The 15,806-nt window shown below is 38.5% G+C and carries 16 protein-coding genes; 12 read left to right on the top strand and 4 right to left on the bottom strand.

The window, feature by feature from the left end; all coding sequences use genetic code 11:
- Positions 1-178: 178 nt before the first annotated feature.
- From LLF28_03620 to LLF28_03595, 6 genes are read left to right on the top strand one after another with little or no spacing between them, the layout of a single operon-like run.
- On the top strand, positions 179-1,441 hold the full coding sequence (locus tag LLF28_03620) for a CBS domain-containing protein (protein ID MCE5194533.1): 1,263 nt from the start codon (positions 179-181) through the stop codon (positions 1,439-1,441).
- Positions 1,438-2,685: a divalent metal cation transporter gene (locus tag LLF28_03615; GenBank protein ID MCE5194532.1), complete on the top strand. Its 1,248-nt coding sequence runs from the start codon at positions 1,438-1,440 to the stop codon at positions 2,683-2,685. The genes LLF28_03620 and LLF28_03615 overlap by 4 nt, the downstream gene beginning before the upstream one ends.
- On the top strand, positions 2,679-3,737 hold the full coding sequence (gene mtnA, locus LLF28_03610; protein ID MCE5194531.1) for an S-methyl-5-thioribose-1-phosphate isomerase: 1,059 nt from the start codon (positions 2,679-2,681) through the stop codon (positions 3,735-3,737). The genes LLF28_03615 and mtnA overlap by 7 nt, the downstream gene beginning before the upstream one ends.
- Before the next feature lie 26 nt (positions 3,738-3,763).
- Positions 3,764-4,732: a polyprenyl synthetase family protein gene (locus LLF28_03605; protein MCE5194530.1), complete on the top strand. Its 969-nt coding sequence runs from the start codon at positions 3,764-3,766 to the stop codon at positions 4,730-4,732.
- Positions 4,733-5,242: an AmmeMemoRadiSam system protein A gene (amrA, locus tag LLF28_03600; GenBank protein MCE5194529.1), complete on the top strand. Its 510-nt coding sequence runs from the start codon at positions 4,733-4,735 to the stop codon at positions 5,240-5,242.
- An 11-nt stretch (positions 5,243-5,253) separates the two neighbouring features.
- Positions 5,254-6,714 carry a DnaJ domain-containing protein gene (locus tag LLF28_03595; GenBank protein MCE5194528.1) on the top strand — a complete coding sequence of 487 codons (1,461 nt, stop codon included), beginning with the start codon at positions 5,254-5,256 and terminating at the stop codon, positions 6,712-6,714.
- 3 nt (positions 6,715-6,717) lie between these two features.
- On the opposite strand, the gene moaC is transcribed toward LLF28_03595, so the two are convergent.
- Positions 6,718-7,200, bottom strand: a complete 483-nt coding sequence (moaC, locus tag LLF28_03590) for a cyclic pyranopterin monophosphate synthase MoaC (protein MCE5194527.1) — start codon at positions 7,198-7,200, stop codon at positions 6,718-6,720.
- 109 nt (positions 7,201-7,309) lie between these two features.
- On the opposite strand from moaC, the gene LLF28_03585 reads away from it, so the two are divergent.
- The gene (locus LLF28_03585) at positions 7,310-7,501 is read left to right on the top strand and encodes a ferredoxin (protein ID MCE5194526.1); all 192 of its coding nucleotides are present in this window, start codon (positions 7,310-7,312) and stop codon (positions 7,499-7,501) included.
- 7 nt (positions 7,502-7,508) lie between these two features.
- Here LLF28_03585 and dapA read toward each other — a convergent pair whose 3' ends face one another.
- Both dapA and dapF read right to left on the bottom strand, forming a co-directional pair.
- Entirely contained in the window at positions 7,509-8,381 is an 873-nt protein-coding gene (gene dapA, locus LLF28_03580; protein ID MCE5194525.1) for a 4-hydroxy-tetrahydrodipicolinate synthase, read from the bottom strand.
- 53 nt (positions 8,382-8,434) lie between these two features.
- Positions 8,435-9,274: a diaminopimelate epimerase gene (gene dapF, locus LLF28_03575; protein ID MCE5194524.1), complete on the bottom strand. Its 840-nt coding sequence runs from the start codon at positions 9,272-9,274 to the stop codon at positions 8,435-8,437.
- 99 nt (positions 9,275-9,373) lie between these two features.
- Between dapF and amrS the strand changes: the two genes are divergently transcribed.
- From amrS to LLF28_03560, 3 genes are all read left to right on the top strand, one after another.
- Positions 9,374-10,384 carry an AmmeMemoRadiSam system radical SAM enzyme gene (gene amrS / locus LLF28_03570; protein MCE5194523.1) on the top strand — a complete coding sequence of 337 codons (1,011 nt, stop codon included), beginning with the start codon at positions 9,374-9,376 and terminating at the stop codon, positions 10,382-10,384.
- A gap of 88 nt (positions 10,385-10,472) precedes the next feature.
- On the top strand, positions 10,473-11,537 hold the full coding sequence (locus LLF28_03565; GenBank protein MCE5194522.1) for a tetratricopeptide repeat protein: 1,065 nt from the start codon (positions 10,473-10,475) through the stop codon (positions 11,535-11,537).
- Positions 11,515-11,871 carry a roadblock/LC7 domain-containing protein gene (locus LLF28_03560; protein ID MCE5194521.1) on the top strand — a complete coding sequence of 119 codons (357 nt, stop codon included), beginning with the start codon at positions 11,515-11,517 and terminating at the stop codon, positions 11,869-11,871. Before LLF28_03565 ends, LLF28_03560 begins: the two co-directional genes overlap by 23 nt.
- On the opposite strand, the gene LLF28_03555 is transcribed toward LLF28_03560, so the two are convergent.
- Positions 11,868-12,800, bottom strand: a complete 933-nt coding sequence (locus LLF28_03555; GenBank protein ID MCE5194520.1) for an RluA family pseudouridine synthase — start codon at positions 12,798-12,800, stop codon at positions 11,868-11,870. The two genes, LLF28_03560 and LLF28_03555, sit on opposite strands and share 4 nt — an antisense overlap.
- 108 nt (positions 12,801-12,908) lie before the next feature.
- Between LLF28_03555 and bamA the strand changes: the two genes are divergently transcribed.
- Both bamA and LLF28_03545 read left to right on the top strand, forming a co-directional pair.
- The gene (bamA, locus tag LLF28_03550) at positions 12,909-15,158 is read left to right on the top strand and encodes an outer membrane protein assembly factor BamA (protein ID MCE5194519.1); all 2,250 of its coding nucleotides are present in this window, start codon (positions 12,909-12,911) and stop codon (positions 15,156-15,158) included.
- Between the two features lie 43 nt (positions 15,159-15,201).
- Positions 15,202-15,759: an OmpH family outer membrane protein gene (locus LLF28_03545; GenBank protein MCE5194518.1), complete on the top strand. Its 558-nt coding sequence runs from the start codon at positions 15,202-15,204 to the stop codon at positions 15,757-15,759.
- Positions 15,760-15,806: the final 47 nt, after the last annotated feature.

The raw sequence follows: 15,806 nt of genomic DNA, 5'->3' as shown, positions 1-15,806 counted from the left end.
AATATTTTATATAGGTATTTTATCTGGAATTGGCAATAAAGGATAATATTATTTTTTGTTTGTCTTCAGCTTACAAGGTAAAAATTGTGTGTGATACCCTGCAATTTTTGTATTGTCGAAATGCATATGTTGAGTTATACTCAAAAGTTAATAAAATCTTCAAAAATGGAGCAGCGATATGTCTTTTTGGGGTGAACTTTTTGTCAGTGAGATTTTAGGCAAGCCTGTGCTTGATCCAAAGGGCGAGGAATTGGGAAAGGTAAAGGAGCTGATAGTTGTAAAAGGGGATCCTTTGCCAAAGATCTCACGTTTGATAATAGAAAGAAAAAGAAAGTCTTTTTATCTTCCTTGGACTGATCTTAATATATTCAACAAAAGAATAATCTCAGCAAATGTTTATCTCGAAAACCTTAGAAAATATCAGTTCAATGAAGAAGATCTTCTTTTAGTCAGAGATGTTTTTGACAAGCAGATTGTTGATGTTAATGGTGCAAAGGTTGTAAGGGTAAATGATGTTAAGCTTGAAGGTCTTAACACAGAGGCAGTGCTTGTAGCTGTTGATGTTGGTATGAGAGGAATAATGAGAAGGCTTGGAGTTGAGAGGGGCGGTGAAGATTTTTTAAGATTATTCAAAGCTCAGCTTCCATACAATATGATAAGCTGGAATTATCTTCAGCCGCTGGAACCCAGGCTTACTGCAATATCTCTTACAATACCAAGACAGATGGTTACAGAGCTTCATCCTGCAGACCTTGCAGCTATAATCAGTCAGGTTTCTCATAAAGAAGGAACAACATTTCTTCAAGATCTTGATGCAGAGACCGCTGCCGATGCAATTTCAGAGCTTGAACCTGAAACACAAACTGCAATTATTACTGATCTAGATACAGAAAAAGCTTCGGACATTATCGAGATGATGGCGCCTGACGAGGCTGCGGATGTTCTTAGCGATCTCCCTGTTGAAAAGGCGCAAAAAATTCTTGGAAGCCTTGAAAAAGAAGATGCAGAAGATATAAAGGAACTACTTGGGCATGAAGAGGATACAGCAGGCGGTATTATGACTAATGAGTTTATTGCTTACAGACCTGAGACAACAGTCGGCGAGACTATTGAAAGATTCAGACAAGATGCCGAGGAAGTAGAGACTGTTTATTACATATATGTCACAGATGCTGAAGAAAAGCTAAAAGGGGTCGTATCTTTGAGGGAGATTCTGCTTTCTTCTCCTGAGACAAAACTTGTGGATATAATGGAGGAAAAAACCAAAACAGTAACGCCTGATGCTGACGAAATGAAAGTTGCAGGAATCATATCAAAGTACAATCTTGTTGCATTGCCTGTTGTTGATGCTGATGGTTGTATGCTTGGGATTGTAACGATAGATGACATAATTGACAGGATTCTTCCGTCGGCGGCAAAGAAAACCAGGAGAAAGGTTTGAAGTTCTATAAAAAAATAACCCTTTTCCTTGCTGTAATGGGTCCTGGAATAATAACCGCAAATATTGATAATGATGCCAGTGGTATAACGACTTATTCTGTTGCAGGGGCAAGATTCGGTTATGCCCTTCTATGGACTCTTGTCCCAACCACAGTAGCTCTTGTTGTCATTCAGGAGATGGTAGCGCGCATGGGTGTTGTGACAGGCAAGGGACTTTCCGATCTAATACGAGAGAAGTTCGGCGTAAGGGCAGCATTTTTCATGATGCTGGGTTTGTTGATAGCGAACTTTGGAAATACGGTTGCAAATCTTGCTGGATGGGCAGCAAGTATGGAAACGCTTGGGATAAGCAAATATATCATGGTTCCAATAGGAGCCGGACTTATCTGGATGCTGGTCATAAAAGGTAGTTACTGGTTTGTTGAAAGAATACTCTTGTTTGCGTGCCTTTTATATTTTGGATACGTTGTCTCTGGTCTTATGGCAAAACCAGAATGGCTTCCTGTTCTTAAGAGCACTTTTGTGCCTGAAATTCAATACAGTTCAGAATACATAATGCTTAGCATTGCAATAATTGGCACGACCATAACGCCATGGATGCAATTTTATCTGCAGTCTTCGATAGCAGAAAAAGGGATAAAAAAAGAACAATACAAGGCATCAAGGCTCGATGTAATAATAGGCTGCTCAATCACAGACATAGTAAGTTTTTTCATAATAGTAACATGCGCTACCGTGTTGTTTCCTCATGGTATCAGAATAAATGAGGCATCAGAGGCAGCTCTGGCTCTAAAGCCTTTTGCCGGAGATTATGCTTATATTCTGTTTGCAGTGAGTCTTGCAAACGCGGCGCTTCTTGGCGCAATCATAGTGCCTCTTGCAACAGCCTATTATATATGCGAGGCAATGGGATGGGAGGCAGGCGTAAACAAAACCTTTGAAGAGGCGCCTCAGTTCATGTGGATATACACGCTTACTATAGCTCTGGCGTCAATTATAATTTTAATACCGGGAGCTCCGCTTGTTTTTTTAATGGTGCTGTCTGCTGTTATTAACGGACTCTTGCTCCCATTTGTTCTGGTTTATGCACTTATGCTTGTTAATGACAAAAAACTGATGGGTGAATACATAAATCCCAAAAGCTACAATTACATCTGCCTGGCGACAATAATCGTAATAATCTGTCTTACAATATTTTTCATTGCATCAAATTTTATTCCTGAAGGAATAAAGGCATTATGGTAAAAGCCATTGAATGGAGAGACGGCAAGGTAATATTGCTCGACCAGAGCAGACTCCCCATAGAAGTAAAATTTATAGAGTGTAACAACTATCAGCTTATTGTAGAGGCAATAAAAAAACTCTGGATTAGGGGAGCGCCTGCTATCGGGATTGCTGCAGCCATGGGGATCGCTCTTGGAGCACAGGATTTAACAGCAAAAAAATTTAAAGAGTTTTTTGAAGGCATTAATAAAATATGCGACTTTCTCCTTTTGACCAGACCCACGGCAGTAAACATAAAGTGGGCTATAGAAAGAATTAAAAAAATGCTTCGTGAAAACAAACACGAATCCGTAAACAGGCTTAAAGAGCTTTTGATTTCAGAGGCTCTCAAGATACATGAAGAAGACATTGAGGTTAATAAAGCAATAGGACGATATGGAGCAAAATTCATAAAAGACGGGGATACAATTCTCACACATTGCAATGCAGGGTGTCTTGCAACAGGCGGATACGGCACAGCAACATCAGCTATTTATACTGCTATTGAACAGGGCAAAAAGATTCAGGTTATTGCTGATGAGACAAGGCCTGTGCTGCAAGGCGCAAGGCTTACTGCATGGGAATTCATGCAGGCGGGCGTGCCTGTGACTCTTATAACAGACAATACTGCCGGCGCTCTTATAAAAAAGGGAGAAATAAATCTTGCTATAGTTGGAACAGACAGAACTGTAAGAAACGGTGATGTTGCAAACAAGATTGGGACATACACTGTTGCAGTGCTTTGCAAAGAAAACAAGATACCATTTTATGTTGCAGCGCCACTGAGCAGTATTGATTTCAAGATGCCAAATGGCAGTATGATTCCTATAGAAGAACGCGATACTGAAGAAGTTACGCACATATTCGGAAAGTGCCAGATAGCGCCAGACAATATAATGGTAAGGAATCTCGCTTTTGATGTTACTCCTGCTAAATATATAACAGCGATTGTCACTGAGAAGGGAGCATTCAGGCCCAAGGATTTAAGGAAAATTGCGAAAAAAAATGCTAATCTTGAGGAGATACGCATCTAATTAATTATATGGTTTATCATAAGACAGTGGACATAAAACAAGTTTTTGATGAATATGACAGCGAGCTTCGCCTTGTAAATGACAGATTAATGGAATTGTTCGAGAGCAGTGTTCCGTTAATTCCGCTTGTGGGAAAATATCTCCTTGACAGCGGAGGCAAGAAATTGAGACCTCTCTTTCTTCTGTCCAGTGCAAGAATTTCAGGATATAAGGGCGATGAACACTTGAGGCTTGCGGCTATTGTAGAACTTATACACATGTCATCGCTTCTGCATGATGATGTTGTGGATGGAGCGCAGATACGAAGGGGAAAGTCTGCTGCAAATTCAATATGGGGCAATCAGATTGTTATTCTTGTAGGGGATTTTTTGTATTCTAATGCGCTTAAATCTGCTGTTTCATTCAAGAATCAAGAGATAATGGAGTCTTTGTCAGGCGCTACAACAGCTATGACAGAAGGTGAGATATTACAGCTTCAGAAAACAGCAGACATAGATATAACAGAAGAAGAATATCTCAGAATAATATCTGCAAAGACAGGTGAGCTTATATCAGCATCATGCAGAATCGGCGCTATACTTGGCGCTAGAACAAACGCTGAAAAAAAAGCCTTGGCTGGATTTGGTCTTAAGGCAGGCGCTGCATTTCAGATGGCAGATGATATACTTGATTATATGGCTGATGAAAATGAACTCGGCAAAAAACTCGGTAAAGACTTTGAAGAGAGCAAGATAACATTGCCTCTTATTTATTTATTCGAGAGCGCTGACGAAAACGAGAGAAAAGAGATAAAAGCTGTGATTGATGTTTTTTCGGAAAGCAGTCTTAATAAAGTATTAACACTTTTTAAAAAATATAATGTTCTTGATAAATCTCTGCAAAGGGCGCGAGAGATGATTGAGGAGGCAAAAGCAGAGTTGTCTGTGTTCCCTGATTCAAAGGAAAAGGAATACATGTTTAGTCTTGCTGATTATGCCGTATTAAGGGAGAAATAAATGCATTCTCTTGTTAAGCTGGCGAAGGAAGCTATAGAGGCTTATATCAAAGAAGGACGCGCTATATCCCCGCCGTCAGAACTAACCCTGGAAATGAAAGAACAGGCCGGAGTTTTTGTCTGCATTAAAAAACATGGAGAATTAAGGGGATGCATAGGAACATTTATTCCATCCTGCCAAAATGTGGCGTTAGAGATTATAAAAAATGCTATCTGTGCGGCAACACAAGATCCAAGATTCAATAGTGTTAAGAAAGATGAACTGGATGAACTTACATATTCTATTGATGTGCTTACACCGCCTGAAGAAGTAATAGATGTAAATAAATTGGATACTAAGAAATACGGAGTTATAATATCAAAAGGCTACAAAAAGGGCTTGCTGCTTCCTGATCTTGAGGGTGTTGATACTGTTGATGAGCAGCTGAGAATTGCAAAAATTAAGGGAGGAATCTCTCCCGATGATAAAGATATAAAGATTTTCAGGTTTGAAGTAAGGAGACATAACTGAAAGGTGGATAAATGGCTCAGACACTAAAATACAACCTAAGAAATTTAAGCCTTCAAAAAATACTATTTAAGCTGAATCATGAAAGATTAACAGGAACTCTTGCAGTAACAACTCCTAATTTTACAAAGAAAGTTTACCTTGTTAAAGGAGATGCAATATTTGCCGGATCAACATATGAAGATGACAGACTGGGCGAGATGCTCCTTAAGGCAGGCAAGATTACTGTTGACCAGTATGAAGAATCTGTAAAAATTTTAAAGCAGACAAAGAAGCGTCAGGGAGCTATCCTTGTTGAACTCGGTTATCTTACGGCGAAAGATCTTTTCTGGGGAGTTAAGTATCAGGTTAAAGAGATTATACACAGTCTTTTCCTTCTTGAAGAGGGAGAATGCGAATTTATTGAAGGAGAGGTTCCAAAAGACGAGGTAATTACCTTGCAGATGAGTATGGGCAAGCTGATATATGAAGGAGTGAAGCGTATAAATAACTGGGGAATGCTGAAAGCACATATGCCTGATGCCGACTCTGTTTTAAGGCTTACAAAAGACCCAAGGAATCTTTTTCAGGATGTGGACTTAAGTCCTGATGACAAAAAAATGCTTCCTCAAGTAGACGGCATAAAAACCATAAAGGAACTTATTGACGGATCATTTATGGGATCTTTTGAGGCAATGAAAACACTTTATATCCTCTGGTCATTAGGAATTCTTGAAAAGAAAGAAACTGTACAGGCAGATGTTAAAGATACAGGCGAAACAATATCACTTGACGATATATTGCAGCCTTTTGCAGAGGAAGAAGATAAATTCGTAAAAAAGGTTAGGGAGATTTATCCCAATCTCAACAGACTTGGACCTGATAAGCTGCTTGAGGTTAATGGAAAATCAGACGCTGATACAATTAAGAAGAATTATTACAGACTTTCTAGAGAATTCCATCCTGACAGATGTTTTTATGCGCATGATACTACATTAAAAGACAAGCTTACAGCGATATTCGATGCCCTGTCTAACGCATATGAAGAATTAAAAGACGAGACAAAAAGAAAACAATATTTTGATTCTCATCCTGCACCTTTAGGCACGTCAGATTTGGAAGAGAATTCAACCGGCGCATCAGACGGAGAAAAGAAATTCATGCTCGGCACAGAAAAATTAAAAGAGGATGATTACGAAACCGCAGTAGAATTATTTAACGAGGCGGTAAAAATGAATCCGAAAGTAGCGCAATACTGGAGCTATCTTTCTTTAGCGCTTTCAAAAATTCCAAACAGACTCAAAGAAGCAGAAGATGCGCTGCTTGAGACAATAAAGCTCGAACCTATGATTGGAGAGCATTATGCAAATCTAGGATTGCTTTATGCTAAAGAAGGGTTGAACAAGAGAGCAATTACTCAATTCGAGAAGGCTTTAAAATTCGAAGCAGGAAATGTTAAAGCGCTAAAGTGGTTAAAAAAAATAAAAGGGCAGTAAATTTTATTTTGTTTTTCTAAGAAAAGTTCCGCTTTTACCGCCGCTTTTTTCTATCAACATTATTTCAGAGATTGTCATTTCCTTGTCAACTGCCTTGCACATGTCATAGATTGTCAGGGCTGCAACTGAAACTGCTGTAAGCGCTTCCATCTCAACTCCTGTCTGTCCTGTTATCTTTACCCTTGATTCAATCTCTATCCTGTTTTTTTTGTTGTCAGGCTTGAAGTCAATGTCGACTGAAGTAATATTTAGTGGATGACAAAGGGGAATAAGTTTATCCGTATTTTTTGCAGACATGATCCCGGCTATCTTTGCAACATTAAATACATCACCTTTAGCAACCTTGCCTTTCATGATGAGATTGAGAGTCGTTTTTTTCATATAAACAGAACCTCTGGCAACAGCTTCCCTTGAGGTTAAAGGTTTGGCGCTCACATCCACCATTTTTGGTCTGCCATGTTTGTCCAGATGAGTTAGTTTCCCCATGGTTTTTAATATATCATGTTGATTGTTTTATAAGCAATGATCCCGTGAGGAATTCGTTTTTGTATCCAGCAAACTGGAAAATCTTTTCCAAAATGTTAAAATACTTTTGATGAATGTTGCTGTTGATGAAGATAAATGCATCGGCTGCGGAAGATGCCAGGAGATATGTCCGGCAGTTTTCCATGTTGATGAAACAATAGGCAAGTCTAAGGTTATTGATCCTGACGGCTGTGACTATGCCGGATGCTGCGAAGCAGCAGAAGAAAACTGCCCTGTCAGTGCAATTTCATTGCAAGAATAAATTTTTTTCAGATCAGTCCGTAATCCTTCAATGCTTTTTTGAGCTTATCTTTATTCGCCTCCGACATCTCGCAGAGCGGAAGCCTGAATTCTTCTTTGATCTTTCCCATCAATGCAAGCGCTGTTTTTGCAGGAATTGGATTTGTTTCGATAAACATAACTGTATTAATGGGCTCTAATTTGTAGTGAAGTTTTCTGGCTTTCTCAATATTTCCCTGCTGCCATGCTGCGCACATGTCAGATACATCTTTTGGAGCAACATTAGCTGAAACAGATATTACCCCTGTTCCGCCGAGCGCAAGAAGTGTGAGCGTTGTAAAATCGTCGCCGGAAATCACTGCGATTTTGCCGCCGCATAATCTTATTACTTCGCTGACCTGTTTCATATCGCCGGTAGCTTCTTTAATAGCCACAATGTTTTTTATTTCTGCGAGCCTTGCTACTGTTGGAGGAAGAATATTAACAGAGGTTCTTCCAGGCACATTGTAAAGAACTATTGGCATGTCAACAGCTTCGGCAATAGTCTTGTAATGTCTGTAAAGACCTTCCTGAGTCGGCTTATTGTAATATGGGGCAACAAGCAGCGCTCCATCTGCCCCGAGTTTTTTTGCTTCTTTTGTGATCATTATTGTCTCGTCAGTGGCGTTTGCGCCAGTGCCTGCAATTACAGGTATCCTTTTATTTACTGTTTTTACAGTAATCTCTATTACTCTGTAGTGTTCGTCATAATCAAGAGTTGCAGATTCACCGGTTGTTCCGCACGGCACTATGGCATTAGTACCGCTTGATATGTGCCACTCTATAAGATCACCAAAAGCTTTTTCATCAATCTTTCCGTTTTTAAATGGCGTTACAATTGCGACTATAGAACCTTTAAACATTTAATCCTCCCTTGCAATCCTAAAACTGGAGCCGATTGGGTTACAGTTTTAGATCAAGCATACGGTAATTTTTTACCGATTTTTATTTTTCCTTTATAAACCTCAACAGCGGGACCTGTCATGTAAACATGATTATTATTCCGCCATTCGATATTAAGGTCTCCGCCAATAAGATGCACTGTCACTTTCCTTTCTGTAAATCCTTTAAGCATTGATGCAATAGCAGAAGCGGATGCACCTGTGCCGCATGCCATTGTCTCGCCAGAACCTCTTTCCCATACTCGCATCCTTATCTCTGAAGGACTTATTACCTCTACAAATTCAGCATTGGTCTTTTTAGGAAAGAGTGGGTGTTTCTCAATAATAGGCCCGTAATAAGTTACAGGGAAATCTTCAACCCTGTCAACAAACATAACGGCATGAGGATTGCCCATAGAAACGCATGTAATATTAAATATTCTGTCTTCAATTTTTATAGGATGGTCGATTATCCTTCCTTCGAAATTAACAGGGATCTTTCTGCCTTCTAGAATAGGTTTTCCCATATCAACTCTGACAAGTTTCCCATTTCTCTCAGGTCTTATAATTCCTGCAAGGGTTTCGATGTTAAGTGTTTTTTTCTTTGATAAATTTCTATCCCATATGTATTTTGCGAAACACCTTATTCCGTTCCCGCACATTTCAACTTCACTGCCGTCAGAATTTAATATCCTCATTTTGAAGTCTGCTTTTTTTGAAGAATAAAGCAGAAGCATCTGGTCGGCTCCAATGCCAAAGCGTCTATGACAGACATCTTTTGCGAGCTTTGAATGGTTAGTTAGTTTTATTTTTCTGCAGTCTATCAGGACAAAGTCATTGCCTAACCCATGCATTTTGGTGAAGTTAATTTCCATTTTTAATCAATTCCCTGTTTTATGTAAAATTAAAATTCGTTCTCTTATTTTGCATACCATTTTATTTTAAGTCAAATAAATGTCTGCTATAATCTGTTTATGAAAGAGGCGATGTTTTATGAGAGGCTTGAAGACAAGAAAGTAAGGTGTTTTCTATGTGCTCATAACTGTCAAATCTCAAACGGTAAAAGAGGCATATGCTATGTACGGGAAAATATCGAAGGCAGACTTTACAGTCTTGTATACGGGAGGCTCATCTCAATAAATATAGACCCTATCGAGAAAAAACCTTTGTTTCATTTCCTCCCTGGTTCAAAATCTCTTTCGATTGCAGCTGCCGGATGTAATTTCAGATGCGGACATTGCCAGAATTACGAAATATCTCAGTATCCTAGAATAAATTCTGGCCAGATAAACGGAAAGATCACGACTCCTGAAGAAGTTGTTGATATGGCTTTAAGAAATGAATGCCAAAGCATATCATACACTTATACGGAACCCACGATATTTTTTGAATTTGCCTATGACTGCGCAAAACTCGCTCATGAAAAAAACATAAAGAATGTTTTTGTGAGCAATGGATATACAAGCCCTGAGGCAGCAATGACAATAGCGCCTTATCTTGACGGAAATAACATTGATTTTAAGGGTGATGAAAAATTTTATCAGGAGATTTGCGGTGCAAAAGCCGAACCTGTTAAAAAGACTATAAAACTGATGAAAAAACTTGGGATTTGGGTAGAGGTGACTACTCTGATAATCCCTAATCATAATGATTCAGAAGAAAGTCTTAAAAAAATTGCTGAGTTCATAAGTTCAATTGACAGCTCGATCCCGTGGCATGTTTCAAAATTTTATCCGACATATAAATTAACTGATCTTCCTTCTACTCCTGTAAAGACACTAAAAATGGCTTATGAGATTGGATTAAACAATGGGCTTAAATATGTATACGAGGGGAATATCCCTGGCGAAGGCGGTGAGAATACTTATTGTCCGAAATGCAAAACACTGCTTATCGAAAGAATCGGGTATCGAATCTTTGCAAATAATATTAAAGACGGGTTGTGTCCAAAATGTAATACAGGGATCAAAGGAATTTGGAGCTGATTCTGTCTGTGTATTATCAGGGAGTTTTAGAGCTGTTTTTCTTTTCTTGAACTTTTGACTGTTAATCTGATAAGATTTTTTTATCAACATGGCTAATGAAGACATATCCAAACTAAAAGAAAAAGTAGACAGAGATCCAAACTCCAGGCTTTTTGTTCCTCTTGCTGATGAATACAAAAAGATGGGAATGCTTGAGGAAGCTATTGGAACTCTTTTGATTGGGCTTGATGCCCAGCCGAATTATATGAGCGCTCGTGTAGCATTGGGCAAGATTTATTTAGAAAAAAATATGATGCATGAGGCGAGGGAGGAATTCGAGAAAGTCATTTTGGCCATTCCTGACAATCTCTATGCCCACAAAAAACTGGCTGAGACATACAGAGACCTGAAGCAGAATCGAAAGGCTGTAGAAGAATACGAAAAGGTTTTAAAACTTAACCCTAATGATGAGGATGCGCTTCCCAATATAGAGAGACTGAAAAACCTGTCTGATGAGCCTGAACCAGAAGAAAAGGAAGAGCAAATCCCGCAGATAGTAAATACGCCGCCAAAACCTGTTTTTGTACAGACACATGAAGAGGAAGAGGATAGCCGTGAATTGCTTCCGGCAGAACATACACGATATTCCATGAATGAGGGTGATTTCGAAGAATTCAAAAAAACCTTTACTGAGGCAAAGACTGAAGATGCGGATTCTCTTGCGGACATTACCGGAAACAGTTTGAGCCTCAGGGATATGGGAAATATAGACGGAGCTGATAAAGGGACGCAGAATTATTTGGATGTTATGGAGGATACGGCTGAATCACTTACAGCTACTATTTTTGAGGCATCAAAAAAAGCTGAGAATTCCAAGGATCATATTGTGGTGGCTGCTTCTGAGAAAAGAGAAAAACCAGTTTTTGACATAAAAAAAATAAAGATAAAAGAGGCAGAGTCTTATATCGGAAAGGGTGATTATCTAAAAGCAGCTGATGTTTATAATTCTATCTTGTCAGAAGATCCCAATAATAAATTTATTCTGCAAAAACTTGAAGAACTAAAGATGCTGCTTAATATGGCGCAAAAAAAACATGAGGTATCTATAAATAAAATGGAAACCCTGGCACAAGGGCTTAGAAAGAGGAAAGATGAGTTTTTCAGAAGTTCTTAAAGAGATAGTATTAAGGGTTGATGGCGCTGCTTCTGCCATGATAATAGGGGCAGACGGAATCTCTGTGGAAGAATATACATCAGAAAAACTGGTTAATCTCGAAGATCTAGGCGCTGAGGCATCTGCAATGATAAAAAACATAAGCGAAGCTGCTGAAACGCTGGGGTTGGGTGAGGCAAAAGAATTCTCAATAATCTCCGACAGATGCGGAATCATAATGAGAAAGATTAATCAGGACTACTATCTGGCGCTTGTAATACAGCCTGACGGCAATTACGGTAAGGGCAGATTTATCATGAGAACTACTATTTCAAAGATAGAGTCTGAGTTTTAACCTCTGAGTTTTTCAATGCAACTGTTCATATCTTCAGGAATATCACTTTGAAAGCTGAGAATTTCAGAAGTAAAAGGATGTTTAAATCGGAGTATTGCTGCATGAAGCATCTGCCTCGAAAAAACAATTTTCCCCTTATCTGGTATGTCTATCTCTAATTTTTTACCATATGTGCTGTCTCCAAGCACAGGATGTCCTATTGATGCAAAATGAACTCTGATCTGGTGAGTCCTGCCTGTTTTAATCGTCGCTTCAACAAGTGCTGCATTGCCGAATCTCTCAAGCACTTTCCATGAAGTTAAAGCCTCTTTCCATTTTCTTGCTCTGGTTGACATTTTTTTTCTGTCGGATTCAGACCGACCAATGCTAAGATTTATCTCTCCCTGTTCACCTTTTATATTTCCATAAACCAGTGCTATATATATTTTTTCGATAGTCCTGTTTTTGAACTGTTCTGCAAGACTGTAATATGCTCTGTCATTCAGGGCTATTACCATTACTCCAGATGTGTCCTTGTCAAGTCTGTGAACAACTCCAGGTCTTAAGGGACATCCTATATTCGCAAGTTTTTTGCAATGAAATAGAACTGCATTCATGAGTGTTCCTGAATTATGTCCTGGCGCAGGGTAAACAACCATCCCAGGAGGTTTGTCGCATACAACGACATAGTCATCTTTATGTATTATTTTTATCGGCAGATCTTCAGGAACAAGGGTTGTTTCTTTTTCTTCAGGTATATTAATAGAAACAATATCTCCTGTTTGCAGACGGTAATTCGAAACAACAGGTCTTGAATTAACTGATACTGCTTTATCTTTTATCAGTCTTTGAATTTTTGAACGGCTTATACCTGTAGTTTCAGCAGCTGCTATATCAATTCTTTTCCCTGAATCCTGATTTTTTATATTTATTTCCCTTATTTCTGCCACAGTATAATTTTACATGAAAAAGTCAATCCAGTCGCTTATTTTTTTATTTACAGGCAGGCTTTTAAGAAGATATACTATCAATCTGTGATTATGCCTAAAAAGGAATGTATGGTGAAAAAACTAATAGTTATCATATCTGTCTTCACAATTATTATTCTTGCAGCAGACATATCTAATATTTTTGCTCAAGGACTTCCAATGGTCAATTCAATAGAAGTCAGGGGACTAAAGCGGATTGAAGAGGGCGCTGTTAAGGCAAAGATAACCCACAAAACAGGCGAGAGTCTGGCAAATGAAAAAACTACAAATGATATAAAGAACATTTACAAAATGGGTTATTTTGATGATGTGAGCGTGGAGGTAGAACCTTTTGAAGGCGGTGTCAAACTTATTTATCTTATCAGGGAAAAACCCACAATTATAAAGCTGGACTTCCAGGGCAACGATGAATTCGAAGACGCGAAATTAAAGGAGAAGATTACTGTAACAGCAGGGGCAATCGCTGATACTGTTCTGATACAGGATAATGCAGAGAAACTGCATTCATTTTATGAAGAAGAGGGATATTGGCTTGCAAAGGTGGTTCCTGTAATAAAAAGAGTTAATGATGACGAAGTGACCTTAACATACCAGATAGATGAAGGTCCAAAGATAAAGATAAAAGATGTTGTTATTGAAGGTAACAAGGAAATATCAAAAAAAGAGATAAAAAAGGCTATAAAGACGACGGACTGGTGGATATTCTCTTTTATCACATCTTCTGGTTACTACAAAAAGGCTGAGATGAATTCAGATGTTGAAAAGATAAAAGACCTCTATTACAACAAGGGTTTTATAAATATCGCAGTTTCAGAGCCTAAGATAGAGCTTAATAAAGGCAAAGACAGGATGGTAATTACCATAACAGTCTCTGAAGGCAAACAGTATAAAGTGGCTTCTGTAAATATAACGGGTTACAAGGCGTATAAGGAAGAAGAGTTAAAGCCTCTTATTGAACTTAAAGCCAATGATGTGTTCAACAGAAGAATTTTAAGACAGGATATTAATGAACTCACAGAAGCCTATTCAGAAAAGGGATATGCACTTGCGAGTGTTTCTCCCGAGGTTTTACCTGATGATTCCAAACTTAATGTAAAGATCACTTATAAAATTGAAGAAGGCGCTGTATACAACATAGGCAGGATAGAGATATCAGGAAACACAAAGACTATAGATAAGGTTATAAGAAGAGAGGTTCGTCTTGATGAAGGAGATAAATTTAACAGCAAGCTTTTGAAGAGAAGCTATGAAAGAATAACAAATCTTCAATATTTCGAGACTGTTGATCTGGTTCCTAAGCCGAAACAAGAGGAAAAGGTCTTGGACGTTGATATCAAGGTTAAGGAAAGACCCACAGGATCAATAAGCGTAGGCGGCGGTTACAGCTCGGTTGACGGAGCGATGGGGATGTTTGATGTCACACAGGGGAACTTATTTGGCAGAGGACAGTACATTAGATTAAGAAGTGAGCTTGGCACCAGAGTTACATATTATGAACTTGCTTTCAGAGATCCATGGTTTATGGACAAGCCTATATCATTTGGCGCCAGCATATATAGGACTACCCGTCAATACGGCCAATATGACAAAAAGGCTACAGGTTTTGATGTGTCTTTTGGAAAGGATTTTTCAGAATATGTGAAGGGCAGCATTACGTATAATTTTGAAAATGCAGATATATCGAACATTGATCCAGATGCCTCGGAACTTGTAAAAGAACAACAAGGGAAAAAAATAACAAGCAGTATAACTCCCGGGCTTGTAAGGGATTCCAGAGACAATTATCTTGATCCGCACAAGGGCTCGAAGAATGCTTTTTACGTTACTTATGCAGGAGTAGGCGGTGATAATTATTTTGTAAAAGTTAATCTTGATTCAGCATGGTTTTTCCCGATTTACGACAATACATTTTCAATAAGAGGCCGTTACGGGTTTGGAGAAGGAGTGAATGGGAAAAAGCTGCCTTTATATGAGAGATATTATGTAGGAGGAATTTATACGATCAGAGGCCTTGGTTTTGGTGAAGGAGGGCCGAAGGACAGCAGTGGAGACCCAATGGGAGGAAAGCAGCAGATACTTTTTAATACAGAATTTATTTATCCGCTGATCAGCGAATTAAAATTGAAAGGACTTGTTTTCTTTGATAGTGGGATGGCATATGATTCTTTAAAGGAAGCTGAATTGAGATATACAACAGGTCTTGGTTTTAGATGGATATCACCTGTGGGCCCATTAAGAATTGAATGGGGATATAATCTAAAACCAAAAGAAGGGGAAGGCAAGAGCAGATTTGAGTTTACAATAGGATCATTCTTTTAAAGATAATAATAAATAGAAAATAGTTAGATAACAGGAGGAAGTGATGAAAAAGATTTTTTTACTAATATTGATTGCAGGAATGTTATTCGCAGTTAGTGCGCTTGCTGCTGATAAGATTGGGTTTATCAATATTCAGCGCGTAGTTCTTGAATCAGAAGCAGGGAAAAAAGCAAAGATTGATTTGGAGACTCTTGAAAAATCAAAAAAATCGATTCTTGATGAGAAACTTAAAGCAATGGGCAAGATTGAAGACGAGCTCAAAAAACAGTCTTCTGTGCTCTCAGCAGATGCAAAGAAGTCAAAAGAAGAAGAACTTGAAAGGATGAAAAGAGACATACAGAGACTGGTTGCTGATATAAGAGAAGAGCTTCAGAAAAAAGAAGCAGAACTTACTGAATCAATTCTCAAAGAAGCGGTCGAGATTATTGATGCTTTTGGCAAAGAGAATGACTACTCAATGATAGTCCGCAGTGAGGTAGTAATACACGCCAAAAAAGATATTGATCTTACAGATATAATTATCAATAAGCTGAATGAGTCAAAAGGCATGAAGTCTGAAACAAAAGAAAAAACAAAGTCAAAGTCAAAATCCAAGAAATAGGAATTAATTAAAAGCAAAAAAAGGCGGAGACTAAAAGATCCGCCTTT

The organism is Nitrospiraceae bacterium (assembly GCA_021373015.1).
GTDB lineage: Bacteria > Nitrospirota > Thermodesulfovibrionia > Thermodesulfovibrionales > UBA1546 > JAJFTJ01.
The sequence above is the reverse complement of the archived record's forward strand: the minus strand, read 5'-3'. Positions and strand labels throughout refer to the sequence as shown.